The following is a 26467-nucleotide window of genomic DNA, read 5'->3' as shown; positions in this document are numbered from 1 at the left end:
AGCTGATAGTCCGCCGGTAGGGAAGACCGCAACAGGCGACATTCGAGCGCTTGGGGAACGGTCACCCAACCCGCGCGCAAGTCGTGCATAGCGTGATGCGTGCGTGAGCGACGCAGAAGCAACTGAGCGTGCATCGCGATACTCGAGATTCGAGCGTGCTGCGAGGCCGAGCGTGCGGCTACCAGGAGCCGCCGCCACCTCCGCCGCCGCCACCTCCGGAGAACCCTCCGCCACCGGAGAAGCCGCCACCCCCGAGGCCGGAACCGCCGGAGGAGCCAGGCGTTGAGACGAAGGTCCCGGCGGCCTGGGTCGAGAACGAGTCCATGCTCGTGGCGACGTGGCCGAAGTTCCAGCCCGCCATCGAACCGACGTACCAGGTCGGCGTCGCGATGGCGTGACCCGCGGCGGTCGCGGCCGCGGCGACGTCCTCGAAGACTGTGGCCCAGCGGTCGGCCAACCCGAAGACGATGGCATAGGGCAGGAACTTCGAGAAGATGTCCTGTGCCTCTTCCCACTTGATCTGGTTGGCCTCGGCGGTGGCGATGTATTGCTCGAAGCCCTTGGCCTGCGCCAGGACAGCGCTCCCCTCGGCCGTGCGTGAGGCCATGCGTCGGCCCAGCAGCTGGACGATGAGTCCGGCGACGATCAGGCCGATCCCGAAGACCCAGCCCATGCCGACGAGGCTGCTGCCACCAAGGCCCCCCAGGGCAGACGTGAGGAAGAAGAGCGCCAGGGCGCCGAGGACGAACAGGACGAACCCCAGGCCCTTCCACGCGGATCGCTGGGCGTCGGGCGAGCGTCGGAACCAGTGCCGTCGCACTGCCTCCGTGTACATCTGGCCCTGGACGCCCTGCAAAGTGCTGGCGAAGGTGTTCTTGAGGGACGAGAGGCGCACCTCGGTGGCGTCCTTGAAGACTCCGCCCAGGAGTTCGGCTTCGTACATCGCGAGAGCCGGCCCATCCGCCGGCGGCGTCGTCCTGGTCAGTATCCAGTCGTCGCTGCGGAAACGGCCCCGCTCCTCAGTGGTCAGGGTGAGGTGCCCGCGGACCGCAAGATCGATGAGGGTGGCCGTGACGTCGACGACGTCGGCCTTCTCGTCCATGATCGTGCCGACCATGCCCGGCTGCACACCTGCCGGCGGGGTGAACTGCACCGCGATGGTGGGCGCGCTCCCCCGCACGACCGGCGCGTTCTCGCCGGCGCCGGGCGACAGGCCGGGCGTCAGACCGGCATAGATCTCGTCGCGGCCGCGGGTCCACACGAGGAGACCCATGAGCCCGCCGGCGAGCAACGGGATCAGCACGCCGCCACCCGCGAGCGCCGCACCGAGGTATTTCGTCTGGTCCGCGCTGAGCGAGGGCCCGGGGTCGCCGTAGCCACCGCCGAAACCGCCATCGGACTCTGTCTCGCGCAGGTCGGGCGTGAGTTCACCAAAGGCCGTCCGCGGCCACGAGACGACGATCGTGGCACCCTGGCCCGGGTTGATGTCGGGGACGGTGAACTTCGACGTCGCGCCCGCCGTGCCCGTGCACGTCGTGTCCTCGTGCAGTGCGCCGTAGAAGCAGGCGACCTTCGTCGCGGGCACCGGCCCGGTGACGTCGGCACTCACATCGCGATAGACGTACTCGTTGGAGGGGTCGATGTGGTTGTAGTAGAGCTCGGCCGTCCCGTCACCGATGTCATTGATGACGTTGGCGAGCGAATACGTGAGGACGTACTCCTGCACACCGGAGACCGTCTCGTCGGCGCTGCCGATGCGGACCTGTTCGTAGGCACCGAGGCTCGAGATGTTGGTGTCGGTCGGCGCTCCCGTCGGCGAGGTCACCTCGACGTCGGACAGCTCGTAGTGGCGGTATTGGGTGCTCGAGTCCTGGTAGCCGGCTCGCGTCTGGATCGTGCGATAGATGCCGTGGCGCTCCTCCCCTTCAGGGAAGTCCCAGCGAATGCGCTGGGTGACCTTCATCGACCCGTCGGGCTGCACGGCATACGCCACGTTGAAGCTGGTGGCATCGTCGTCCATCGGGACGAAGCCGACCACCGAATCCGGCGCGCTCGCGCCGCTGGCGAGCGGCGCGGCAACTGCCACTCCGACCGGCAGGCCCACGGCCATCGCCACCATGACCCCCATACCCGCCATCCAGATCCGAAGCCGACCGGTCACGAACTACCCCCTGCTCGTGCCGAGCGCGCGCTCGGCCTCACGACGGTCCTGGCGCTCACGCAACGTGTGGCGCTTGTCGTACTCCTTCTTACCCTTGGCGATGGCGATCTCGACCTTGGCGCGCCCGTCCTTGAAGTACAACTGCAAGGGGATGATCGTGTGGCCGCTCTCGCGGGTCTTCTGGGCGATGCGGTCGAGCTCCTTGCGGTTGAGCAGGAGCTTGCGACGGCGACGCGGCGTGTGGTTGGTCCACGACCCGGAAAGGTATTCGGGGATGTGGACGCCTTCGAGGAACAGCTCGTCCCCGGTGAAGCTGGCCCAGCCGTCGACGAGCGTGGCGCGCCCCATGCGCAGCGCCTTGACCTCGGTGCCCATGAGCACGAGGCCGGCCTCGAAGGTGTCCTCGATGAGGTAGTCGTGGCGAGCCTTGCGGTTGCTCGCGATGAGCTTGCGCCCGTCATCGGTCTTGCCAGCTTGGTTTTTCTTGGCTTGTGCCACGGCGCTCACCTCCCTCGAGTCAGTGCGACACGCTACTGCAGCGTATGCCGTGTGCGCCCCCGTGTTTGCGGCGCGCCCTCGAGGTGGGTGAGGCTCAGAGGTAGCTGCGCGGGTCGACGAACGTGCCGTCCTCGTAGACCTCGAAGTGGAGGTGGCAACCGGTGGAGTTGCCGGTGGAGCCCTCGTAGCCCACGACTGCGCCTCGCTGGACTCTCCCGGAGCTCAGCCGGACCCGCTCCAGGTGGTTGTAGGTCGTCGTGAGGTGCACGCCGTTGATGACGCCGTGGTCGACGATCACGCGGTTGCCGTAACTGCTGTTGTAGCCGGCCTCGATGACGGTGCCGCTGGCCGCCGCCTTGACAGGCGAGCCGCAGGGCGCGGCATAGTCGCGGCCACTGTGCAGGCGCCACACGCGCTGGATCGGGTGGAACCGCATGCCGTACTCCGAGCTGATCCGGCCCACCGTCATGGGGGCACTGAGTGGACCACCGGTGTTCGCGGGGGGTCGAGTGCTGTCGCCCCCGGTATTGCCACCACTCGGGGGCCGTGATTCCGCGTTCCGACGAGCTCTCGCAGCAGCGTCGGCGTTCTGACGTGCTCTCGCCGCAGCCTCGGCCTTGGCCTTGGCGTTGGCCGCGGCGGCGATCCTGGCGGCACGCAGGGCTGCTGCGGCGCGGGCCTTGATGACGGCACTGAGTCGGTTCGACTCGACCTGCATCTGGTTGATCCTGGCCTGCTCGGCGATCGACTGCGCCTTGACTGCGGCGGCCTGCTTGCTCTGCTGCGCCGCCAGGGCGTCGAGAGCGGTCTTGGCCGCCGTGGCCTTGTCGCGAGCGGCACTGGCAGCGGCGAGTGCCGCCTCAGCCTTGCGCTTGGCCTTCTCCGAGTCGGCGCGCAGGGCGGACAGGTGGTCCTCCTGCGCTGTCTGGCTGGCCTTGGCCGTCGCGAGCGCGACCATCGACTGGCCCTGGAGGTCCATGACGGTGCCGATGAGCGCAATCCGGTCCGCGAACTGTTGCGGGGAGGTCGACGTCATGGCCATGTCGAACTCGCCGAAGCCCTGCTCCTGATAGATCTGCGCGGCGAACTGGGCGACGTCGCCGCGGCTGTCGCGGATCTGCTTGGTCGTGGTGGCCAGCTCGTCCTGCGCCTTGGTCTCGTTGGCCTGGGCGACGTCGAGCTCCTGGGCGGCCATCGCGTTCTCTGTCTGGGCCCGAGCGGCCGCGCCCTGGGCCTGAGCCAGCGCGGCCTGGGCACCCGGCAGCTTGGCCTGGGTCGCCTGCAGCGCTGTGAACGCCGAAGCAAGACTCGAGTTGGTCTCGCTGAGGTCTTCGCGGAGCTGGTCGATCTGGGAGTCGACCTTGCGCTTCTGCTGGTTCGGATCGGGGTCAGCGCCTTGGAGGGCCGACACTGGTGCCATCAAGGCCAGGGAGCACGCGAGCGCCACCGAGATGCCGGCATACCGGCGCACGGAGACAGATCGGGGCGCAGGGGTTCGCCACATAGTCACCATTGGTAACACGAGTCACTCCCAATTGGAACCTCCCTCGCCGAGAAATTCCCAATAGCCAGTTACTGTCTTGCATCTGCGAGATGGCTGAGAAGCCACCATTCTGGCGGATGGAAGGGTGCGTCGCAGGCGAATGGCGACGCCACAGCGACCTACACCCGTAGGTAGCGGCGGAGCGTGACCACACTGGTGAGCACGGCGATGAGGATGACCCCACCAAAGAGCCATGGCGTGAGGGCCCAGACGTCATTGGCCCCAATGAGGGCCTTGTTGAGCACGACCTGGTTGAAGCCGAGGTTGAAGATCAGGCGTAACCCGAGCCACAACATGCCCACCGCCAGCCCGACTCCGAGCGTCGCGACGACGAGCATCTCGATGATAAACGGCATGCGGATCGTCCAGTTCGACGCACCCACGAGCCTCATGATCCCGATCTCGCGTCTTCGGATGAACGCCGCCTGGCGGATCGTGGTCGCCATGAGCAACGCGGCACAGATGACCATCAGGCCAGCGAGGAAGACCGAGAAGACCGTGATCCAGTTGATGATCTGGAAGAACCGTTTGAGGACCTTCTCCTGGTCCTGGACACTCGCTACGCCTGGTGCGCGCTCGAACTGACTCGTGACCACGGCAAACTTTGTCGGGTCGTTGAGCTGGACACGGAAGCTCTGAGGGATGTCACCCGGTTGGACGTTGCCGGTGATGGGGCTGTTGCGGAACTGATCCTTGAATCGCTCGAAGGCCTCTGCCTCGGACTCGTGGAAGACCTCCTTGACCTCGGGCGTCGCCCTGAGCTGGTTCTCGATGCTCTCCTTCTGCGCCTCGGTCGCGCCCTGGCCCTGGCAGTTGGGCTGGGACGAGTTGTCGGCGCAGAGATAGATGGAGACCTGGATCCGGTCGTACCAGTAGCCCTTCATCGTGTCGGCCTGGCGCTGCGCGAGCAGGCCCATGCCGAGAAGGAACATCGACACCATGGTCACGAGGATGACCGAGAGCGCCATGGAGAGGTTGCGGCGCAGGCCGGACCAGACCTCGCCTGCAATGAACCCGGCCTTCACTTGTCTCCCTCCGGTGCGAGGTAGGTCGCGTCCTCGGCGTCACGCACGACCACTCCGTCATCGAGCTGGACCACGCGGCGACGCATCTCGTTGACCGTGTCGGCGTCGTGCGTCGCCATGACGATTGTCGTGCCGGCACGGTTGATGCGGTCAAGCAGGTGGACGATGTCGAGGCTGATCTTGGGGTCGAGGTTTCCCGTCGGCTCGTCGCACAGGAGGATCTGCGGCTTGTTGACGACGGCCCGGGCGATGGCGACGCGCTGCTGCTCACCACCGGAGAGCTGGTGCGGCAGGCGCTTGCCCTTGCCCTCGAGGCCGACCATCTCGAGCGTCTCGGGGACGAGCTGGCGGATCGCCGACGTCGGCTTGCCGATGACCTGGAGCGCGAAGGCGACATTCTGGTCGACGGTCTTGCCTGGGAGGAGGCGGAAGTCCTGGAAGACCGCACCGATCCCCCGGCGGAACCGCGGAACCTTGCGCGCGGACAGGGAGCCGAGGTCGAGGCCGGCGACGAGGACAGAGCCGGAGGAGGCCTTCTCCTCGCGCAGGGCGAGACGGAGCATCGTGGACTTGCCGGAGCCGGAGGGGCCGACGACAAAGACGAACTCGCCGCGCTCGACGTTGACGCTCACGTCAGTGAGCGCAGGTCGGGTCGACCTCGGATAGACCTTGGACACGTTGTCGAAGCGAATCATGCGCGGGGGTCAGGCCTCACGGCTCGGGGGAAGGATGCGTCACGAGCATAGGTTCCGCTCCTGTGGGTCGGGCGCAACCCCGTGCCGGACGGCGTGCCCATCACCTGCGGATGAGCGCAATGATCGTGCGTCACGCCTATGGCGACAGCACCGGCTACATCTTCCTGATCGCCGGAGTCGTCCCCGATCATCAGCATGATCGCCAGCGCCTTCATCCCGCACACTGCGCTGCGCACGACCGTCGCCACGCCACGACGACAAGGACACGCTCGGCCTCGAGCAGCAGATCGACTGACCTGTCGACGGACCTACTGCACCGTAAGTGGGGTGATCACCCCACTTACGGTGCAGTAGGCCTCGCTTTGCGTCAGAGGGCGCAGGTGTTGAGCAGATCCCCCGATGTCGGTCGGGGCACCGTGGCATCCGCGGGTGGGGCAGTTCCGTCCTCGACCCATGCGGTCAGAGCGTCGAATCCGGCGCGGGCACACGGCAGCAGCGGCCGGAGCTGGTCCGGGAACGCCGGGACGAGGGCGTCGGTGTGGGTGCCGTCCTCGACGCGGTAGTAGCGGTGGCTGGCTCCGGCTCCTGCGTCGTCGATGAGCTGGTCATAGACGTCGGAGTCGGTGCCGATCGGCAGCAGGGTGTCCAGGTCGCCGTGCACCGTGATGAGCGGCTTGCCGATGTCACCCGTGAGCTCCACCGACCGCATCGCGTCCTTCACGGCGGCCGGCCGACTCGCGTAGTCATAGTCGGCGTCGCACTGCGGTGTGCCGCTGGCGCAGTAGGGCGTTCCCGCGTCGGTCGCGCCGTCGAAGGTCGGGTCGAACTCCTCGCGATAGATCCGCTGGGTGAGGTCCCAGTACACGGTGTGGTGGAACGGCCAGAGGAATTCGCTGCCCGGTTCGAAACCGGCCTCGATCATGGCGTCGTGGGCAGCGGGGCTGCCGGTGGCGGCATACGCCGGGTAGTGCTTGAGCGCTGTCGGGAGGTAGGTCAGGAGGTTCGGCCCGTCTGCGCGCAGCAGCGTGCCTTCCCAGTCGAGGCCACCGTCATACAGGTCGGGGCGGTTCTCCAGCTGCCACCGGACGAGGTAGCCGCCGTTGGAGATGCCGGCCATCCAGGTGCGTTGCGGTGCCTTGGCACGGACCTGCTTGACGACGCGCTTGGCAGCGAGGGTGAGCTCGGTGACGCGTGAATTCCATTCGCGCACACTGCCGCCCGGCGTGGAGCCGTCGTCATAGAAGCGCAGTCCCATGTTGCCCTTGTCAGTGCTGGCGAACGCATAGCCCTGTGCGAGAACCCAATCGGACCAGATGAAGTCATTGGCGTACTGACTGCGGTTGCCGGGCGCGCCGGTGATGACGAGGCCGCCGTTCCAGTTGTCGGGGATGCGCATCACGAACTGGCTGTCGTGCTTCCACCCGTTGTTGGCGTTCGTCGTGGACGTGTCCGGGAAATACCCATCGACCTGTATGCCGGGCACTCCCGTCGGGTTGACCGTGCCGGGTGTGTGGAGGCCAGCGAAGTCTGCGGCCTTGCTGTGGCCGGATGGGACCGTTCCGGCTGTGGTGAGGTCGTCGAGGCAGGAGACCTTCTGCATCTCAGCGCCGGGGACGGCGATCTTGGCCTGGCGGGCGCAGTGCCCGCCTCCGGGTTTGTCGGCGGTGGCTGGTGGCGCGGCCACCAAGAGGGCGGCGGTGGCTACGAGGGCGGTCAGGGTCGCGAGGACCGTGCGAGGAGACGTCTTTGTCGGGCGCATGGCCGTCAGCATGCTCGCGCCACGAGCCGTGACCCATGTGCCGCGGCCCCACTCCGCGAAGGCGCGTGTGTGCTGGTGAGTCGGCTCAGCCGTCGGTGATGACGAAGACGTCGCGCAGGGTGCGCTCGATGAGGTCGGCGGCAGCCCTGGCATCCGCGAGGGACAGGTAGCCCGACTGCGCGACGTCGTCCGGGAACCACCGTGTCCAGATCCGCGCCTCGATCAGGTCGTTGCCGGGGCGGTGCCAGCCGAGCGCATTGATCTGGCTCTCCTCGTGCTCGGAGAAGAGGTAGTCACCACCAAAGTTCTCGCTGCCGATGAGCTCGGCGACGGCGTGGTCCTCGTCGCGACGAACGCGCATCCACGGCGAGGTGTCCTCGTGGGTGGCAGAGATGAGTCCCAGGAACCGCCTTGGCCGGACCTGGTGGAGTCGGGCCATCGAAGGAATGGAGACGACGACCTGCTCCTCGGGGCCAAGCGCACGAATCCGGGCCACGAGGTCAGCCGACCACACCGCCCAGTCCGCGGGCCCATCGATAGGAAGCTCCACGGCATACGTCATCGGTTGTCTCGAATCTGAGTGTCCTGCAACGGAACTCACTCAGCGGCCTTGCGCTCGGCAATCTGCCAGCGGATGCCGGCCTCGATGAAGCCATCGATGTCACCGTCGAAGACGGCGGTCGGGTTGCCGGTCTCGAACTCGGTGCGCAGGTCCTTGACCATCTGATACGGGTTGAGGACGTAGGAGCGCATCTGGTCACCCCAGCTCGCCTTGACGTCGCCAGCCATCTCCTTCTTGACGGCGGCTTCCTCGGCACGCTTGAGCAGGAGCAGCCGCGACTGCATCACGCGAAGGGCAGCGGCGCGGTTCTGGATCTGGGACTTCTCATTCTGCATCGACACGACGGTGCCAGTCGGGAGGTGGGTCATGCGCACGGCCGAGTCCGTCGTGTTGACCGACTGACCGCCCGGGCCGGACGAGCGGAACACGTCGATCTTGAGGTCGTTCTCGGGGATCTCAATGGTGTCGGTGCCCTCGATGAGCGGGATGACCTCGACGGCAACGAAGCTGGTCTGGCGACGGCCCTGGTTGTCGAACGGGCTGATCCGCACGAGGCGGTGGGTGCCGCCCTCGACCGAGAGGTTGCCAAACGCGTAGGGCACGTTGACCTCGAAGGTCGCGGACTTGATGCCGGCCTCCTCTGCGTAGGACGTGTCCATGACCTTGGTCGGGTAGCCGTGGCGCTCGGCCCAGCGCAGATACATGCGCATGAGCATCTCGGCGAAGTCCGCGGCGTCGACGCCACCGGCTCCTGCGCGAATCGTGACAACGGCGGAGCGCTCGTCCCACTCGCCGCTGAGGAGGGTGCGGACCTCGAGCTCGCCGACGGCCTTCCTGACGGCCTTGAGCTCCTTCTCGGCCTCGAGGAGGGTCTCGGCGTCATTCTCTTCCTGACCCATCTCGACAAGGGCCTCGAGGTCGTCGACCTTGGTGTCCATGCCGGTGACGCGCTCGTACTCGGACTTGGCGCGAGAGAGCAGAGAGGTCACGACCTGCGCCTTCTCCTGGTCGTCCCAGAGGTCCGGCGCGGCCACCTGCTCCTCGAGGTCGGCAATCGTCGCCTCGAGCGCGGTCAGGTCGGTGACGTCACGCACAGACGTCATCGTCGTGCGGAGCTCTTTGATCTCTTGCTGAAAGTCGGTGGCCACGAGAACCAAGACTACGTGCCCGTATGCCGTGGGCTCGCCGCGCGCGGTTGCCGGACAAGAAAGGACGGGCCACCGACGAGGGGTCTCGATGGCCCGCCCAGCTCACTTGTCAGGCCGCGGTCAGGCCGGGGTCAGCCAGGCCCGCCGGCGCCACATACCGCGTAGGAGCCGCCGATTTCTTCGCCGTAGGCCGCAAACGCGTGGTCGATGCCATGGCCGTCGATGTTGTTGGGACCGCCGACAACACCGTCTTCCCGGCGATGACCTTGATCGTGAACGACGATGGCGCACCCGTTGCTGCATAGGCGGCCGTGACGCACGCTCCCTGTGCGGGTGTGAGGAATCCGTCCTCGACGTCACCGGCGATGGCGTCGGCCACCACGAGGGTGAACCATGCCTGAGAGTTCGAGCCGGCCTTGAGGTTGCCTTGGTCGGAACGGCTGGCGTTGAAGCACTCATGAGCGGCTGCCGTGGTGGCGGTGGCCAGACCGATGGCAGCGGTCATGGCGATGGCGGCGCCGAGCCGCGACGTGAAGCGATGCGTGTCGAATCCCTTCCGAAGCACCGCCGGGGCGACGGGAACGTCGCCGTAGTTTCGACCGAGCTCCTGGTCGCGAAGTGTCCTCCTGCGCTTCGCTGGCCGTCCGCGGAACATCGGAAAGCGGCCCGTCCGGACCATACGGGTCCCCCGCCGGAACTAGCGGCTGGTCAGGGCAGGTCGGCGAGAGCTTCCGCGGCAGCGCGCAGTCCGGCGTCGACCGCGCCCTCCATGTAGCCGCTCCACCGGGTCGCGGTCTCGGTGGCTGCCCACTTGATCGGTCCGATCGGCGTCGCGAGGGCGTGGCCGAAGTGGATCCAGCCGCAGGGTCCCGGGTTGGCGTTGTAACAGCCTCGGGTCCACTCACGGTCGACCCACGCGCCTTCGACGATGAGTTCTGGCGCTGCCGCGCGGGGCCCGAAGTGTCGAGCCAGCTCGGCGCGCAATGCCTCCTGGCGTTGCTCGGCGGGCCAGCGGCCCTCGACGCGCGCGTTCTCACCCTCGAGAAAGGCGAGGATGATGCCGGGCCCGCCGGTGTCCTCCGGCATGCACGAGTCGTTGGACATGCGCGCCGGGCCGATCTCGGAGATGAGCTGGGCGTTGAATCCGTCCGCCCGCCAGAACGGTTCGTCATAGATCGCGAACGCCTTGTGCGCCGAGGCCTGGGGCATCCGCTGGGTGAGTTGGTCACGCGTTCCCGGCAGCGGCGGGTCATACATGATCCGGCCTGCCAGTGTCGGTGCCAGCGCGACGACGACCTGCCGCCCACGCGCCATGAGGCCACCGCGACAGGTCACTGTCACCGAGTCCGCGCCGTGATCGATCGTCAGGACAGGGCTGTTCAGCATCACGCGCTCCCCCAGCTCGGCGGCCAGCCGCTGCGGAATCTGTCCCGTGCCGCCCACGAAACGCTGGGTCTGCGCGCCACCCTCGGACTCCGAGAGCAGGTCGGCCGTGACACCACAGGTCACGACGTTGACGAGCAGACCGAGCAGGGACACCTCGACGGTGGGAACGGCGAGGATGCCGACGGTGCAGATCTCCAGCAGCGAACGCCCGGTCGGCGAGAGCCCTTGGGCGTCGTACCAATGACCCACCGTGATCCGGTCCCACTCGTCGGCCTTCGGCGCCAGCCAGGGTTCGGTGACCGTCACGGTCTGCGCCATGGCGTCGAGCTGGCGCAGCACGCGATCCACCTCGGCGAGGTCCTGCGCGTGCGCGCGGTGGAACGCCTCACCCCGCAGCACCCGTCCGCCGAACTCGTAGGAGGTCTCGCCCTCCTCGAACTGCGGATAGAGGCCGATGCCGAGTTCGTTGGCCAGAGCCGCCATCTGGTGGTGGGTGTCACCGATCCACTGCGCGCCCAACTCGAGGAACACTCCGGGGAGGGGCTCTTCGGTGAGAATCCGCCCTCCGACCCGGTCGCTGGCCTCGAGGACCAGCGGCTCGCGCCCGGCACGCATCACCTCGCGGGCAGCGACGAGGCCGGAGAGCCCGGCGCCGACGATGATCACGTCCGCTTCGTAGGAAGACGGTGCCCCTGGCATGTGGTGCCCTTCGTTGGTGTCGACGGTTCTGGGAGTGGAGGGTCGATCTGTCAGGACTCGAAGCCGAGCCCGACCTTGTCGAGGGTTCGCAGCCACAGGTTCCGCCGACCCTCGTTGCGGTCTGCTTGCTGGATCGACCACGTCGTGGCCTTGATCGCGGCCCACCGCGCGGGCTCGGGAGGGAAGGGCAGCGGCTTGTTCCGGACGATCTGGAGCCGGGTGCGTTCGTTGTCGAGGCCGTCAACGAGGTCGAGCATGACGCGAGCCCCGAACCGGCTGGCGCCGACACCGAGTCCGGTGTAGCCCGCGACATAGGCGACCCGGCCACCGTGAGCCCGCCCCCAGAAGGCGGTGAACCGGCTGCACGTGTCGATGGCCCCTCCCCACCGGTGGGTGAATCCAAGACCGCGCAACTGCGGGAAGGTGGTGAAGAACTGTTGTGCCAGAAGGGCGTACGTCTGTGGACGGTGGTCGTACTCGGCGCGCACCTTGGACCCGTAGTGGTAGACCGCGTCGTAGCCGCCCCAGAGGATGCGGTTGTCGGCGGTCAGCCGGTAGTAGTGGAACTGGTTGGCGCTGTCGGCCAGACCGTGGCGGCCCTGCCAGCCGATCGAGGCGAGCTGGTCGGGGCTCAGCGGTTCGGTGACGAGCGTGTAGTCGTAGACCGGGATGACGTAGTGGTCCAGCCGGCGCAGGAGCTGGCCGCTGAAGACGTTGGTGCCGAGCACCGCCTTGGCCGCACGGACGCTGCCGTGGTCGGTCCGCACCCGCACCCCCGGCCCGTCGTTGTCGAGGGCGGTCACGCGGGTGTGTTCATGGATGCGCACGCCGAGGTCGAGGCACGCCCGTCGCAGCCCCCAGGCAAGCTTGGCCGGGTGAACCATCGCGACACCGTCGGGGTCGTGCATCGCCGCGAGGTAGGTCGGCGAGTCCACGTGAGCCCGCGCCTTGTCCTGATCCAGGAAGGCCATCGAGCCGCCGTGGCGGTTGACCGTCTCGACGAGCTCACGCAGATCGTCGACCTGCCACGGCTCGACGGCGAAGTCGAGCTCGCCGGTGCGCTCGAACTCGGCGTCGATCCCGTGCCGGACGAGCGTGTCCTCGATCCCGTCGAGGTTGGCCCGGCCCATCGCCTGCAGGGTGTCGAACTCGTCGCCGAAGCGGTCCAGCGCGTTGGCCTCGCCGTGGGTGAGGCTGGCAGCGCAGAAGCCCCCGTTGCGACCTGAGGCGGCCCACCCGATGGTGTGGCCCTCGAGGAGGACGACATCGCGAGCAGGGTTGTCCTCCTTGGCCTGCAGGGCAGCCCACAGGCCGGTGTACCCACCACCGACCACAACGAGGTCAGCCGTGGTGTCGCTGACCAGCGCGGGCTCGGGACGTGGCGACGCGGGGTCGGCCAACCAGAACACCTCGGGCTCGGCGTGAGCGAGGGAGGCGGCGACATCGGGCACCATCGCCACATCGTTGCAGCCCCGGCACGCGAGAGAGCGGGAAACGTGATTCCGCAAAGCGCCCCACCGGGGCCCCTGAGCGGGCATACAGTGCGTCCACTGGCGGACAGCGCCGCCCAGACTGAAGGGCAGGTCGACGTGTCCGCATCCACCAAGAACGCACCCGGCAGCGGTGACATCCAGGCGCACAAGGGCCTCAGCGAGGGCTCGCTCTCGTTCACGGGGACGCTGGCGATCGGGCTGGCATCGGTGGCACCGGCCTACAGCCTGGCCGCCACGCTCGGCTACGTCGTCATCGAGACCGGTGTGCTCGCTCCGGTCGCAGTCATCCTCGGCTTCATCCCGATGCTGCTCACGGCCTACGCCTATCGCGAGCTCAACCGCGCAGTGCCGGACTGCGGCACGACGTTCACCTGGGTCACCAAGGCCTTCGGTCCGCGCACCGGCTGGTTCAGCGGCTGGGTGCTGGCCATGGCCGGGATCATCGTACTGGCCAACCTCGCGCAGGTGGCGGCGCAGTACTCGTTCTATCTTTTCGGGGCCGACGACCTCGCCGAGAACAGGGTTGCGGTGACGGTGCTCGGCGTGGCCTTCATCGCCACGATGACCTACGTCTCCTATCGCGGCATCGAGATCGCCCACTGGCTGCAGAACGTGCTGGTCGCGATCCAATACATCGCGCTGGCAGTGCTGGTCGGCGCGTTGTTCTGGGCGGTGTTCGGTGCAGACCGCCCCGACACGTCGATCGACATCTCGGCCTCGTGGTTCAACCCAATGGCCTTCTTCCAGGAGGGCGGTGGTGGCTGGGGCTCACTCACCGAGGGCATGATCCTCATGATCTTCATCTATTGGGGCTGGGACACGATCCTTTCGCTCAACGAGGAGACCAAGGACAAGGAGAGCACCCCCGGCCGCGCTGCCGTCGCCGCCACCCTGATCCTGCTCGCGACCTACCTGCTGACCACCGTCGCATCGGTCTCGTATGCCGGTGTCGGTGACAGTGGTATCGGCCTGAGCAACGAGGAGAACGCCGACGACGTCTTCAGCGTCATCGGCGAGCAGGCCCTCGGCAGCTGGGACTGGGTCGTGCTGCTCGCCGTGCTCGTCTCGGCGGTGGCCTCGACGCAGACGACGATCTTGCCGGCCGCACGCGGGACGCTCGCGATGGGTGTTTACCGGGCGATCCTCACGAGGTTCGCCAACACCCACCCGCGCTACCTCACCCCGACCTACTCCACCCTGTTCATCGGTGGTCTCGCGACGGCGATCTATGTGGCGCTGAGCCTGATGGGCGACAACGTCTATGGCGACGTGCTGCTGGCCATCGGCCTGATGATCGCCTTCTACTACGGCATCACGGCCTACGCGTGCGTCTGGTACTTCCGCAAGGACATCGCCCGCGGCGGGAAGGACCTCTGGGTCAAGGGTGTCCTGCCGCTCCTCGGTGCGTTGATCCTCACCTTCGCCTTCTTCAAGAGCGCGTTCGACATGCTCTCGGCCGACTACGGCTACCTCGGCGCCTGGACGGTGCCGGGCCTGGGCTGGGAGATCGGCAGCGTCTTCCTCTTCGGGATGGGCACGATCCTGCTCGGTCTGCCGATCATGTTCATCCTGTCCCGGCGCGAGGAGCAGAAGCCGTTCTTCAACGGCGAGACGCTCCACGTGGACACACCGGTCAAGGCGCCGGACTGAATCAACGCAAACCATGTCGGTATGCCGCGGCGCCGCCCCCTTCGTGGGAGCGGCGCCGCTGCCCCTTCGCTCAGCCTTCGAAGCCGTGGTACTGCATCACGTGCTTGATCCGGGTGTAGTCCTCGAACCCGTAGACCGACAGGTCCTTGCCGTAGCCGGAGTGCTTGAAGCCGCCGTGCGGCATCTCGGCCAGCAGCGGGATGTGGGTGTTGATCCACACGCACCCGAAGTCGAGGCGGGCCGCCATCCGCGCCGCCGTGCTGGCGTCCTTGGTCCACACCGAGGAGGACAGACCGTAGATCGAGTCGTTGGCCATCTGCACGGCCTCGTCCTCGGTGCGGAACTTCTGCACCGTCATCACTGGCCCGAACACCTCGGTCTGCACGAGCTCGTCGTCCTGGCGGAGGTCCGCGATGACCGTCGGCGCATAGAAGTAGCCGGGGCGGTCGAGTCGTTGGCCACCGGTGGCGACACGAGCGTGCGAGGGTGTCCGCTCGACCAGGCCGGAGATGTGGGCAAGCTGGTTCTCGTTGTTGATCGGCCCATAGAGGATGTCGTCGTCGGAGGCGTCGTAGCCGGTCTTCGTGTCCGCCGCAGCCGCTGAGAGCGCCGCCGTGAACTCGTCATAGATGCCTGCCTGCACGATGACCCGGGTGGCCGCAGTGCAGTCCTGGCCGCCGTTGAACAGGCCCGCCACGGAGATGCCCTCGACGGCTGCCTTGATGTCGACGTCGTCGAACACCACGACCGGCGCCTTGCCGCCGAGTTCGAGGTGTGCCTTCTTGAGGTCGGCTGCGGCGGCTGTCGCAACGGCCATCCCGGCGCGCGTGGAACCGGTGATGGACACCAGCTGCGGCACCTTGTGGCGGGTCAGCGCGGCTCCGGTGTCGCGGTCGCCGGTCACGAGGTTGCACACTCCCGGCGGGAAGATGTCCTGCATCTTCTCGAACATCCACACCGACGACGCCGGCGTCGTGTCGGACGGTTTGAGGACGACGGTGCACCCGGCCGCGAGAGCGGGAGCGAACTTCCAGACCGCCATCATCATCGGGTAGTTCCACGGCGCGACCTGGGCCACGGGGCCGATGGGCTCGCGGCGGACGGAGGAGGTGAAGCCGCGCATGTATTCGCCCGAGGATCGGCCCTCGAGAACTCGGGCCGCGCCGGCGAAGAACCTGATCTGGTCGATCATCGGGGGAATCTCTTCGGACATCGTCACGGAGAACGGCTTGCCGGTGTTCTCGGACTCGATTGCGACGAGCTCCTCGGCGTTCGCCTCGACGACATCAGCAAACTTGAGCAGTGCCTGCTGGCGCTCGTTCGGGGTGGTCCAGCGCCACTTCTCGAAGGCCTTGCCAGCGGCGGTGCAGGCCAGGTCGACGTCATGCTCGTCGGAGTGCGGCGCGGTCGCATACACCTCCCCCGTCGCGGGGTTGATGATGTCCATCATCGCGCCGGAGGCGGAGGTCTGGGCCTCGCCGTTGATGATGTTGTGCAGAACCTTCTTTTCGGACATGTGCTGACTCCCAGTTTCGCCAAACGGATTGCGCCAAGGCCCTCGTGCGATCAGGCTAGGCCGAACCGACACCGGCGACGAGGCAATGGAGCAGAAATGGCCCTTCACCCGCTCGATCCGATGGCGGCCCAGGAGTTCTCTGCCACTGCCGCGATCCTTCGCCGGGATCAGGGGGTCGACGAACGGTGGCGGTTTGCCGGGATCGAGCTGGCGGAGCCGACCAAGGAGGCCCTACGGAACTGGAAGCCGGGCACCCCCATCGAGCGGACGGCATACGCGGTCGCCTGGAACCGTGACGACAACCAGGCCTATGAGGCCGTCGTCGACCTGACCGGTGACCGGGTCGTGTCGTGGACCCATGTGCCCGGGGTGACTCCGAACTTCACGGTTGATGAGTGGCACGAGATCGACGTCCTCATGCGCGCGCACCCCGATGTCATCGCCGCCCTGGCGAAGCGCGGTATCACCGACCTCAGCCTGCTGCTGGTGGATGCCTGGACTTATGGCTACGAGCTGATGCCCGAGAAGTGGCGCGACCGTCGCCTCGGCTGGTGCGACCTGTGGCTGCGAGAAACCCCTGAGGGCAACCCTTATGCGCACCCCGTGCCCGGTCTCAAACTCATCGTCGACATGAATTCCGGTGAGCTTCTCGAGATCGACGAAGGACCCAATCCGGGTATGCCGCGTGTCGACGGTGAGTACGCGCCTTCCGTTCGTGGTGGTGAGCTGCGCTCGGACCTGACCCCGTTGCACATCACCCAGCCCGAGGGCGTGTCGTTCTCCCTCGACGGCAACGAGCTGTCTTGGCAGAACTGGAAGCTGCGGGTTGGCTTCACCTACCGGGAGGGCCTCGTCCTGCAGCAGGTCGGCTACGACGGGCGGCCGATCGCGCACCGGATGTCGTTCGCGGAGATGATCGTGCCCTACCGCGACCCGAGCTTCGAGCACTACCGTCGCACGGCCTACGACATCGGCGAGTGGGGTCTGGGGTTCATGACGACCTCGCTCGAGCTGGGCTGCGACTGCCTCGGCGAGATCCGCTACCTCGACGCGACGTTGCACGACAGCCGGGGCGAGCCCTACGAGATCCCCAACGCGATCTGCATCCACGAGGAGGACAACGCCGTGCTGTGGAAGCACGTCGACGGCACCACCGGGGCCGAGGTGCGCCGCATGCGGCGACTCGTCGTCTCGTTCCACGCGACGGTGGCCAACTACGAGTACATCGTCTATTGGCGCTTCCATCAGGACGGCAACATCGAGTGCGAGGTCCGCGCGACGGGCCTGATGGTGACCACGCCCTTCGCCGAGGGCTCCCCCGCCCCGGCAACCGGGACCGTCGTGGACAAGCAGACTTATGCGCCCTTCCACCAGCACTTCATCGTCGCGCGACTCGACCTGGACGTCGACGGCGAGGAGAACACCGTGCACGAGGTGGACGCGGAGGTCGTGCCGGTCTCGCCCGACAACCCGCACGGTCTGGCGCTCGTCACCCGGTCCACCCCGGTGCGTTCCGAGGCCGAGGCCGGTCGCGACTTCGACTGGCAGCGACAGCGGGCCTGGAAGGTGGTCAACCCGAACCGGACCAACGCGCACGGGACGAATCCGGCATACAAGCTGGTTCCGAGCGCGTCGATCCCGGCACTCATGGATCCGGATACTCCGCAGTTCCGACGGGCGCCGGTGCTGGGGCACACGCTCTGGGTGACCAAGAACCATGAGCGGGAGCGGTGGCCGGCCGGGGACTACCCGACGCAGTCCCGCGAGGACACCGGCATGAGTCGCTGGATCGCCGACGACGAGCCGCTCGAGAACACCGACATCGTGCTCTGGTACGTCATGGGGATCCACCACATCACCCGGGTCGAAGACTGGCCGATCATGCCCGCGGACACGGTGGCGTTCTGGCTCAAGCCTTTTGGCTTCTTCGACCGCAACCCGTCGATCGACGTGGCGCCGACCGAGAGGGCTTCGCAGAGTCACAAGGCCGCGGGAGCCGAAGGAGGGTCAGCGCCGCCCAGCTGCCACTGACGGCAGGTCGGGCCACGGTCAGGCGTTCGCGAAGACCTCGTCGAGGACGTCGAGGCCCTCGGTGAGCAGGTGGTCGGGCATGGCCAGCGGCGGCAGGAAGCGCAGGACGTTGCCCTCGGTGCCGCAGGTCAGCACGATGAGGCCGCGCTGGTGGGCGGCGGCCGCGACGGCCTTGGTGAGGTCGGCGTCGGGCGCACCAGTGGCGGGGTCGACGAGCTCGATCGCGATCATCGCGCCGCGCCCGCGGAGGTCGCCGACCCGCGCGTCGCGCTCGGCGAGGGCGGTGAGGCGCTCCATCATCGTCGCCTCGATGGCCCGGGCGCGGCCCACGAGGTCGTCGGCCTCGATGGTCTCGATGACGGCGAGCGCCGCCGCGCACGCGAGCGGGTTGCCGCCGTAGGTGCCACCGAGTCCGCCGACGTGCGGGGCGTCCATCATCTCGGCGCGACCGGTGACGGCGGCAAGGGGCAGCCCGCCCGCGATCCCCTTGGCGGTGACGATGAGGTCGGGCACGGCGTCCTCGTGATCCATCGCGAACAGGGCTCCGGTGCGGGCGAATCCGGTCTGTACCTCGTCGGCGACAAAGACGACGCTGTTGTCGCGACACCACTGCACCAGAGCGGCGATGAACCCCGGCGCGGGGACGATGAACCCGCCTTCGCCCTGGATCGGCTCGATGACGACGGCGGCGAGGTTCTCCACACCGACCTGCTTCTCGATGACGTTGATCGCCCGGGCCGCGGCTGTGGCGCCGTCCAGTCCATCGCGATAGGGATAGGACAAAGGCGCGCGGTAGACCTCGCCGGCAAAGGGTCCGAAGCCGGACTTGTAGGGCATGTTCTTCGCGGTCATCGCCATGGTGAGGTTGGTCCGACCGTGGTAGGCGTGATCGAAGACGACGACTCCTTGCCGTTTGGTGTGCTGGCGCGCGATCTTCACCGCGTTCTCGACGGCCTCCGCACCGGAGTTGAACAGCGCGGTGCGCTTCTCGTGATCGCCGGGGGTGAGGCGGTTGAGCGCCTCGGCGACGCGCACGTAGCCGTCGTAGGGCGTGATCATGAAGCAGGTGTGGGTGAAGGCCTGGACCTGCTCGCTGACGGCCTCGACGACGCGCGGGGCGCTGTTTCCGACCGTCACGACCGCAATGCCGGAGCCGAAGTCGATGAGCGAGTTCCCGTCGACATCGAGGACGACGCCTCCGCCTGCCGCGACGACATAGACGGGCAGGGTCGTGCCGACGCCGGCTGCTACGGCGGCCTGCTTCCGGGCCTGCAGCTCAATCGACTTCGGCCCCGGGATCGCCGTGGTCAGGATGCGCTGCTGGGTCAGGTTCGGGCCGCCGGTCGTGTCGCTCATGTGCCCAATCTGGCACGACTCTGGCGTCCGCGTGGTCGAGTCAGCGAGCAACCGTGCGCGGCGCCGTGCGTCGCTCCCCCGGCAGTCGCGAGTCGAGCCGGATGGTGGCCCACGTGAGCAGGAGAAGGAGGACCGCGACGGCGGCACACGCGACGAGAGCACGGGCGTAGCCGTGAAGGCCAACATCGAGGAACGGATAGGGGTACCAGTCAACGAAGGCGCCACGCACGAGCGTGTAGGCGAGCCAGCCGACGGGATAGATGAGCGAGGGCAGCAGCAGGCTGCGGTCGGCGCGGTCTCGCGGACCGAAGACCACCCAGCCGATGATCGCCACGAGGGGGACGACGACGTGGAGCAGCTTGTCCGCGACGTAGTTCGCACCGCTCAAGTCGAGGAGCGGCCGCAGAAGGAACCAGTGCACGAGCCCGGTGACGGCAATGCCGACGATCGCATTGAGCCGCAGCACCTTCCACCACTTTGGGAAGGTGTCCTGCCTGAGCGCGAGTGTCGTCGTGGTGAGCGCCACGAGCAGGTTCGTGAGGATCGTGAAGTAGGAGACCAAGCGGATCAGTCGCGTCCCGAGAGCCGGCGGGGTGACGTCGGCGAGGACGACTCCCCCACGGATGACGAGCACGAGCTGCAGCACCAGTGCCACCCAGGTCAGCACAGCGGTGAAGGTGTGCCAGGGGCGGGCGAGTCGCTGGGTTTCCACGTGCACATCATGGCCCACGCGAAGTCGGCTGGTCCTCGACACGTCATAGACACGCAGACGGGCGATGGCCCACCGTGGTGACGGTGGGCCATCGTCTCGTCAAAGGTCAAGCGGTGGGAGGAGCTGGAGTCACTTCGCGACCTCGAGCACGCCACAGACGGCCGGGTCGGTCGCCTCGGCGGGGAGGTTCGGGTCGAGCTCGCTGGCACCCGCGCCCTCGAAGTCATAGACGCCGTTGCCGTTGTAGTCCACGCCGTGGATGACGAGGACACCCTCGCCCTCGCGGATGGAGTCGGCGATCTGCTTGGCCGTTCCGCCGCCACCGTTGTAGCCGGTGCCTGCGACCCGGGTGAACTTGATGTTGTCGCGGCTGTAGTGGTACGAGCCGCTGGAGGAGACCGGGAACCGGCTCACGTCCAGGAAGCTGGCCGGCGTGGTGCCACCACTGGTGTTGAGCGACACGACGACCGGGCCGTATGCCGGGATGCCTTCGACGGTGTTGATGCGCCCGTCGTCGTTGGAGTCCAAGGCCGCCGTGGGGCACTCGTTGAGTGCTTCCTCGCCGTAGTGGATGTGCTGGGCGTGCGGGGCGTCCGGCGTGAGGCCGTGGGCGTGCACGTCGATGCTCTGGATCCGCTGGTTGCGGACCGTGGCGGTGGCGGTGCCGGATGCGCCGGAGCCGTTGAGCTCGTCCAGCTGCGCGCTGAGGCTCACGGTCCTTTCGGCACCTTTGCCGTTCGGTGACGGGGTGGGGTGTGCTGAGGCCGAGCCGACGCCAAGGGACGCGGCTGCGAGCATTGCGAATACGGAGGTGCCGAGGAAAGCTGTCGTGCGTCTTTGCATGATGTGCTCCAGGGGTGAGCGACCAGGGAGGCGGTCTCGACGGTCCCCCCCTGTTCGTAGCCGCTCGCCCAAACGGATTGGGAGGCCTCGCTACTGCTCGAGGTCCGCACGAGCTCTGGAGACGACATTGACTCGCACGCCGTCGCCCAGCATCCACCCGACGAAGGGCACCTCCGCCACGCACGACATGTGGACGACGGCGAGCTCACCGTCGGGCGTGCCGGTCTCGCCGCCGAGCCCCCACTGCGCCATGCCGCCGGGCATCGGCCGACTCGCGACGTAGTCACCTGCGGTTTCTCGGACCGTGGCGTTGCTGAGTGGGACCGCATCACCAACACCCGCGCCGTATGCCGTGTCGTCCAGTGCGTTGGCCGCCGCCAGGGCAGCGCCGTCGGCGACGTCGAGGAGCTTCATCCGGGACAGATGCACCGACGTCACGGCGATGACACCGGTGATGAGCAGGATGCAGATCATCGTGAAGACGAGGATGAGGAGAGCGACGCGGCCCTCCTCGTCACGTTGAACAGCCCTGCGCCGCAACCACATTGGGACCAACAACTGTGTCGCTCTCACGGCGCGCCCCGGAACCGGTCGACGGTGGAAAGGTGGCTCGCACTGAGCGGGATCTCAAGAGGCACAACGTTGCGCGCGAACGCGGGGATGAGTGGAAGCGGGACAGTGACCTGCGCCGTCGTCTCGATCCGAGCATCAGGCGTGAGACATGGCGACGTTGAGCACCTGATCTCGAGCGACCCCATACCGTCGAACCCCTGGTCCCCGAAGGCGATGTCGGCTGCGGCATTGGCCCGGGCAGACGCGTTCTGTCCTTCTGAGGCCGTCACGTAGGCACGGCCAGCTTCGCGCGCGGCGGTCGTCACGGCATACGAACCTGCTTGGATCCTCGCGAGCGTCATGACGAGATAGATGAGCGGCACGAGCATGAGGACACCCAGGAAGATGAACTCGATGATCGCGCTCCCCTCTTCATTGCGCGCCCGCCCCCACCTCTCGCGCCAAGTCAGGCTGCTCATGTCGACACCCGGTCACTGACTCTCGAGGAAAGCACGGCCGGTGACATCCAGTTGGCCGTCGGGACCCAGAAGCCCAAGGACCGGGAACGGGGCTCGAACCCGCACCTCGACGACCTGCACGCCCCCTACGAGTCCGGCCTCCACGGTCACGTTCTCGGCGTAGTCGTCGGCCAGTGATGACTCAATGAGCTCACGCGCCCGGACTGCCCCCATCCCAGGCTCTGCATCCGCCCGGGCGCCGAGCCGCGCACCCTCGCTCGCGCACGAGATGAGGGTGTTGCGGATGTGGAGGACGAGCCCGAGTTGGAAGACCGCCATGAAGAGAAACACGACGAGTCCAGAGGTCATGACGAATTCCGCCACGGCCGACCCGCGCTCGTCACGAGAGACGAGCGCAGTCACGTCAGCGGCCTGAGACCTTGCTGATGGCTCTCGTGAACAGGTTCTGGAGTTGGGTGTCGGCCACCGTCCAGAGAACGGCGACGAGTCCTGCCGTCATGAGGGTGATGAGAACCCACCCCGGGACGTCGCCGCGCTCGCGTCGGCGCCCTGCGTTGTCGACGAGGTCCAGGGCCGCAAGCTGCGCCCGGACGAGTGATCGTTGGATGGTTTTCATGGTGCTGCCTTTCAGTGGTGTCACATCGTGAAATTGAGGAAGGAGAAGCCCGGAAAGATGGCGAAGAGAACAGTGATGGGGAGCACCAGAAAGACAACCGGCACCATCATGGCGATCTCCTTCTTGCCCCCGGCCTCCATGATTGCGCGGCGTCCCTCTTCACGCACGTCCTGCGCCTGGGCGCGCAGGACGTCGGCGAGTGGAGTGCCACGCTCGACTGCGATGACGATCCCGTCGACAAAGCGGGTAAGGCTCATCAGCCCGGTGCGGTCGGCCAGACCCTGAAGAGCCACTTGAAGGCTCGCGCCCGCCCGCGCGTCTGCCAGGCAACGACGCAGCTCGTCGGAAAGCTCACCGCGAGACAAGCGACAGACCCGCTCGAGCGCTCCGACGGCTCCCTCTCCAGCGCCGACGGCCAGGGCCAGAAGTTCGGCAACCGTCGGAAACTCGGAGAGCATGCGCTCCTCACGCTTGTTGGCCCGGCGGGTGAGGTGGACGTCTGCCGCGACCACCCCTGAGGCGATCCCGATCCCTGTCAGAAGGACGACGAGGATTGCGCTGGAGCCACGCGTCACGAAGGACAAGGTGCCCAGGGCCAGCATCGCGAGTCCGCCAGCCACACCCCAGATGACCTGTTGGGCCCGGAACTTGTCGATGTCGGGCGAAACTCCAGCGCGAAGCAGACGCCGGCGGACGGATGGGGCACCACCCATGATTCGCTCGACGTGCCCCGACAGCTCACCGACAACCGGGGCAAACAGGGTCGCGAGAACGCCCTTGGTCCGCATGTCCCCCGCGAGGAGGTTCGAGGGCCGAGGAGTGTCCTTGAGATAGGGCAGAACTCGCTCACCCAGACCCGCCTGACGGTGGCGTGGCAGCCCGAACCAGGCCATGAGCAGGCCTGCACCGACGAGGAAGCCGAGGATGGCCCCGGAGCGTGTGAGCGAGGTCATCTCAGCACCCGCTCGTCCTCGGGGAGGCGGCCGATACGGACCATGAGCCAGTAGGCGACGCCAGTCATGACAGCCCCGAAGAGCAAGATGAGTGCCCCGGTCCCCGTGGAGTAGGCCTGCACGGACTCTGGCCGCGACGAGAGCATGGCGAGCACGATCCACGGGGCGGCGACCGCCAGACGAGCCGCATTGACCGTCCACGACTGGCGGGTCTCAAGCTCGGAGCGGGTCCGCGAGTCCTCACGAAGGAACACCGACAACGTCCGGAGGAGTCGACCGAGGTCACTTCCGCCCACCTCCCGGGCGATGCGGAGCGACTCGATGAGCCGGTCGGCGACAGGGTCGCTCAGTCGCTCCTTGAGACGGTCAAGGCACTCGTGGAATCGGCCCGTGATCCGGTAGTCCTGAGCAAAGGCCTGAAATGCGGGACGCAACTCCTCCGGCCCGCGAAAGCCCAGTTGCGCGACCGCCTCTGGCAAGGACATGCCGGCACGCACGGCCGAGGTGATGTTGTCGACGGCGTCCGGCCACAGGTCGCGTAGCCGGTTGCGGCGCTGTCGCGCCCGCATCCGGACCAGCGCGTAGGGACCCCACGCGGCCATGAGCCCGAAACAAAAGCCGATCGCCGGGACTCCGACCACGGCATAGACGAGCAGGAAGACGAGCAGGAAGGCGGCACTGCACCCGACGAGGAGCATGCGCGGCGTGATGGTCGCGTAGCCGGCCTGGACGAGGTCGTCCTTGAGGACCCGGATCAGCTTGGGGGGCTCGGACCGGCGGTTCGGGTCTTCCTCGCGGACCCAGAAGCTCCACCAGATGCAGAAGAGTCCGGTGCCGAAGAGGAGGCCGAGGACGATCCCGGTCACGCGGACCCCTGGGCCAACAACGCAGGGAGGTCATACCCAGCGCGTTCGAAGCGTTCACGGTGCGGCGGGTATCCATCGGCGCGCACGAGTTCGCCGCCACGCTGAACGAAGAGGTCGGCGATCTCGATGACGTCGCCCTCGACGCGACCCGGGACCGCTGCGATCTCGCGGATGCGGCGGGTGCCGTCACGCTCAAGCGCCGCGTGGATGACGATGTCGATCGAACCAGCGACAGTCGGGACGACGAAGCGGCTGCCGACGTTCTCGCCGGCCAGCAGCGGCAACGTGCACATCTTGGTGATTGCCTCGCGGGCGCTGTTGGCGTGGATCGTGCACATGCCTGGCAGGCCGCTGTTGAGGGCGATGAGCAGGTCGAGGCTCTCGGCTTGGCGCACCTCGCCGACGATGATCCGCGAAGGCCTCATGCGCAGGGCCTCCTTGACGAGGCGACGCAGCGGAACCTCGCCAGTCCCCTCAAGTGACGGCTGGCGACACTGCATCGACGCGACATCGCGCATCGGGATCTTGAGTTCGAAGACCTCTTCGCATGTGACGACGCGCTCGCGCGCGGGGATCGCGGAGGCGAGACAGTTGAGCATCGTCGTCTTGCCAGCCTGCGTTCCACCGGCAACGAGCACGTTGAGACCCGACGCCACCGCAGCGTCGAGGAATGTCGCGGCCTGCCGGGTCACGGTCCCCAGGCGAACGAGGTCGTCGAGGCTGTCGGCCTTGACGATGAACTTGCGGATGTTGACGTGCCAGTGTTCGCGGGTGATGTCGGGGATGACGACGTGGAGCCTGGAACCATCGGGCAGCACGGCGTCGACGAACGGGCTCGAGAGATCGACACGTCGACCCGAGGACTTGAGCATCCGTTCAACGAGGTCACGCACCTCGTCGCCAGTGAGCAGAGTGGTCGTCAGCTCCGCGATCCCCCCGCGGGCGATGAAGACGCGCGTGGGCTCGTTGATCCAGATCTCCTCGATCGTCGGATCGTCGAAGTACTTCTGCAGCGGTCCGAAGCCTGCGACGGTGTCCCACACCGACTTCTCGGCCTGGGCGACGTCGCCGAGCACCGGCATACCGCCGTGCATCGAGCGTTGGTCGTAGTCGGCCACGGCGTCGCGCACGAGCCGCTGCACGGCCTCGGGCTCTCGTGCAGGGTCGAGCCCCGACCGTCGGACGAGCTCACGGACCTCAGCCTCAACAGTGCGCACGGCGTCCAACGGGACCCCTCCACTCAATACTCGCGCTCACCTTGGCTGGCTCACGTCGATGTCAATCTGTCCGGTCGTTGTCCTGACACGGACATACAAGCAACTTTCGAGATGACGGCCGCGAAGTTGTCCACAGGCCTTGACGCACCCTCAGACCAAAGGGTAGCCAGACTTGGCACGGCCGTCCTGTCGAGCCGCTCGCACGTCCCTGCTGTCCAAGCAGACCCAATCCCTCCCCAGCCACCCGATTGCTGCACCACTCTGAAGGATCAGCGCGTGCTCAGAGTGATGGTGCGGGGTGGGGGCGTTCAACCGACGGTGCTCGGTTCGGCGAGACGTTGCTCGTGGAGCGCGCCCCGAGCGGCGAGCTCGCCGACTCGGATCCGGAAGCCCAGCTGCGTACGACCGCGCTGGACCTGCCCGACGTCGCACCACACGTCTCACGTGTCGTGGCCGAGCCAGGCAGGCGTCGACGAGGGCGGAGAGCCGGGCAGGCAGGTCGTCGCGGCGCAGGGCCCGACGATCGCCTCAGCGCAGATCACTCGGAACGATGACGTTGGCCACGGCATGGCGTTGGCGCACGTCATCAAGAACGGACCAGGGATCGCGGACACCCACGTCGGCTCGACCGGCACGCGCCGCGACGAGTCGGCGGTCCTGCGTCTCGACGAGGTGGTGGCGCCCACGCGGTTCTGAGCCTCTCCCGG

General features: G+C 67.2%; 25 protein-coding genes. 3 read left to right on the top strand and 22 right to left on the bottom strand.

Features of this window, described 5'->3' with window-relative positions; all coding sequences use genetic code 11:
• Nucleotides 1-178 precede the first annotated feature (178 nt).
• The 11 genes from V6K52_RS06870 to V6K52_RS06820 form a co-directional block, all read right to left on the bottom strand.
• Nucleotides 179-2161: a DUF2207 domain-containing protein gene (locus V6K52_RS06870; RefSeq protein WP_353953141.1), complete on the bottom strand. Its 1983-nt coding sequence runs from the start codon at nt 2159-2161 to the stop codon at nt 179-181.
• 3 nt (nt 2162-2164) lie between these two features.
• A complete protein-coding gene (smpB, locus tag V6K52_RS06865; RefSeq protein ID WP_353953140.1) occupies nt 2165-2659 on the bottom strand; it encodes an SsrA-binding protein SmpB in 495 nt (164 codons plus the stop codon).
• A 94-nt stretch (nt 2660-2753) separates the two neighbouring features.
• Nucleotides 2754-4163: a peptidoglycan DD-metalloendopeptidase family protein gene (locus V6K52_RS06860; RefSeq protein ID WP_353953139.1), complete on the bottom strand. Its 1410-nt coding sequence runs from the start codon at nt 4161-4163 to the stop codon at nt 2754-2756.
• A gap of 158 nt (nt 4164-4321) precedes the next feature.
• Entirely contained in the window at nt 4322-5227 is a 906-nt protein-coding gene (gene ftsX, locus V6K52_RS06855) for a permease-like cell division protein FtsX (RefSeq protein WP_353953138.1), read from the bottom strand.
• Nucleotides 5224-5922 carry a cell division ATP-binding protein FtsE gene (gene ftsE / locus V6K52_RS06850; protein WP_353953137.1) on the bottom strand — a complete coding sequence of 233 codons (699 nt, stop codon included), beginning with the start codon at nt 5920-5922 and terminating at the stop codon, nt 5224-5226. The genes ftsX and ftsE overlap by 4 nt, the downstream gene beginning before the upstream one ends.
• A 367-nt stretch (nt 5923-6289) precedes the next feature.
• Entirely contained in the window at nt 6290-7681 is a 1392-nt protein-coding gene (locus V6K52_RS06845) for a 3-hydroxybutyrate oligomer hydrolase family protein (protein WP_353953136.1), read from the bottom strand.
• Nucleotides 7682-7766: 85 nt separating this feature from the next.
• A complete protein-coding gene (locus V6K52_RS06840) occupies nt 7767-8243 on the bottom strand; it encodes a hypothetical protein (RefSeq protein WP_353953135.1) in 477 nt (158 codons plus the stop codon).
• Nucleotides 8244-8278: 35 nt separating this feature from the next.
• Nucleotides 8279-9391, bottom strand: a complete 1113-nt coding sequence (prfB, locus tag V6K52_RS06835; protein WP_353953134.1) for a peptide chain release factor 2 — start codon at nt 9389-9391, stop codon at nt 8279-8281.
• 109 nt (nt 9392-9500) lie between these two features.
• On the bottom strand, nt 9501-9956 hold the full coding sequence (locus V6K52_RS06830; RefSeq protein ID WP_353953133.1) for a hypothetical protein: 456 nt from the start codon (nt 9954-9956) through the stop codon (nt 9501-9503).
• Nucleotides 9957-10099: 143 nt separating this feature from the next.
• Nucleotides 10100-11476, bottom strand: coding sequence for an FAD-dependent oxidoreductase (locus V6K52_RS06825; RefSeq protein ID WP_353953132.1), 1377 nt, complete (start codon nt 11474-11476; stop codon nt 10100-10102).
• Between the two features lie 50 nt (nt 11477-11526).
• Nucleotides 11527-12930 (bottom strand): FAD-dependent oxidoreductase, encoded by a 1404-nt coding sequence (locus V6K52_RS06820; protein ID WP_353953131.1) that lies wholly within the window; start codon nt 12928-12930, stop codon nt 11527-11529.
• Nucleotides 12931-13065: 135 nt separating this feature from the next.
• On the opposite strand from V6K52_RS06820, the gene V6K52_RS06815 reads away from it, so the two are divergent.
• Nucleotides 13066-14619, top strand: coding sequence for an APC family permease (locus V6K52_RS06815; RefSeq protein ID WP_353953130.1), 1554 nt, complete (start codon nt 13066-13068; stop codon nt 14617-14619).
• A 70-nt stretch (nt 14620-14689) separates the two neighbouring features.
• Here the strand turns inward: V6K52_RS06815 and V6K52_RS06810 are convergent, their stop codons facing one another.
• The gene (locus V6K52_RS06810) at nt 14690-16135 is read right to left on the bottom strand and encodes a gamma-aminobutyraldehyde dehydrogenase (protein ID WP_353953129.1); all 1446 of its coding nucleotides are present in this window, start codon (nt 16133-16135) and stop codon (nt 14690-14692) included.
• A gap of 96 nt (nt 16136-16231) precedes the next feature.
• On the opposite strand from V6K52_RS06810, the gene V6K52_RS06805 reads away from it, so the two are divergent.
• Nucleotides 16232-18166, top strand: coding sequence for a primary-amine oxidase (locus tag V6K52_RS06805; protein ID WP_353953128.1), 1935 nt, complete (start codon nt 16232-16234; stop codon nt 18164-18166).
• Nucleotides 18167-18184: 18 nt separating this feature from the next.
• On the opposite strand, the gene gabT is transcribed toward V6K52_RS06805, so the two are convergent.
• From gabT to V6K52_RS06755, 10 genes are all read right to left on the bottom strand, one after another.
• The gene (gene gabT, locus V6K52_RS06800) at nt 18185-19522 is read right to left on the bottom strand and encodes a 4-aminobutyrate--2-oxoglutarate transaminase (protein ID WP_353953127.1); all 1338 of its coding nucleotides are present in this window, start codon (nt 19520-19522) and stop codon (nt 18185-18187) included.
• A gap of 40 nt (nt 19523-19562) precedes the next feature.
• Nucleotides 19563-20234 carry a Pr6Pr family membrane protein gene (locus tag V6K52_RS06795; RefSeq protein ID WP_353953126.1) on the bottom strand — a complete coding sequence of 224 codons (672 nt, stop codon included), beginning with the start codon at nt 20232-20234 and terminating at the stop codon, nt 19563-19565.
• Nucleotides 20235-20363: 129 nt separating this feature from the next.
• Nucleotides 20364-20948 (bottom strand): hypothetical protein, encoded by a 585-nt coding sequence (locus tag V6K52_RS06790; protein WP_353953125.1) that lies wholly within the window; start codon nt 20946-20948, stop codon nt 20364-20366.
• 219 nt (nt 20949-21167) lie between these two features.
• Entirely contained in the window at nt 21168-21650 is a 483-nt protein-coding gene (locus V6K52_RS06785) for a pilus assembly protein TadG-related protein (protein ID WP_353953124.1), read from the bottom strand.
• Complete coding sequence (locus tag V6K52_RS06780; RefSeq protein WP_353953123.1) at nt 21647-22108, bottom strand: pilus assembly protein; 462 nt, start codon at nt 22106-22108, stop codon at nt 21647-21649. Before V6K52_RS06780 ends, V6K52_RS06785 begins: the two co-directional genes overlap by 4 nt.
• Nucleotides 22109-22120: 12 nt before the next feature.
• Nucleotides 22121-22510 carry a TadE family protein gene (locus V6K52_RS06775; protein WP_353953122.1) on the bottom strand — a complete coding sequence of 130 codons (390 nt, stop codon included), beginning with the start codon at nt 22508-22510 and terminating at the stop codon, nt 22121-22123.
• A 1-nt stretch (nt 22511) separates the two neighbouring features.
• Nucleotides 22512-22724, bottom strand: a complete 213-nt coding sequence (locus V6K52_RS06770) for a hypothetical protein (RefSeq protein WP_353953121.1) — start codon at nt 22722-22724, stop codon at nt 22512-22514.
• A gap of 20 nt (nt 22725-22744) precedes the next feature.
• The gene (locus V6K52_RS06765) at nt 22745-23677 is read right to left on the bottom strand and encodes a type II secretion system F family protein (RefSeq protein ID WP_353953120.1); all 933 of its coding nucleotides are present in this window, start codon (nt 23675-23677) and stop codon (nt 22745-22747) included.
• Nucleotides 23674-24543: a type II secretion system F family protein gene (locus tag V6K52_RS06760; protein WP_353953119.1), complete on the bottom strand. Its 870-nt coding sequence runs from the start codon at nt 24541-24543 to the stop codon at nt 23674-23676. The genes V6K52_RS06765 and V6K52_RS06760 overlap by 4 nt, the downstream gene beginning before the upstream one ends.
• The gene (locus tag V6K52_RS06755) at nt 24540-25769 is read right to left on the bottom strand and encodes an ATPase, T2SS/T4P/T4SS family (RefSeq protein WP_353953118.1); all 1230 of its coding nucleotides are present in this window, start codon (nt 25767-25769) and stop codon (nt 24540-24542) included. The genes V6K52_RS06760 and V6K52_RS06755 overlap by 4 nt, the downstream gene beginning before the upstream one ends.
• 435 nt (nt 25770-26204) lie before the next feature.
• Between V6K52_RS06755 and V6K52_RS06750 the strand changes: the two genes are divergently transcribed.
• Nucleotides 26205-26456, top strand: a complete 252-nt coding sequence (locus V6K52_RS06750) for a DUF4287 domain-containing protein (RefSeq protein WP_353953117.1) — start codon at nt 26205-26207, stop codon at nt 26454-26456.
• Nucleotides 26457-26467 lie beyond the last annotated feature (11 nt).

This window comes from Knoellia sp. S7-12, from assembly GCF_040518285.1.
In the GTDB taxonomy this organism is placed as follows: Bacteria; Actinomycetota; Actinomycetes; order Actinomycetales; family Dermatophilaceae; genus Knoellia.
The sequence above is the reverse complement of the archived record's forward strand: the minus strand, read 5'-3'. Positions and strand labels throughout refer to the sequence as shown.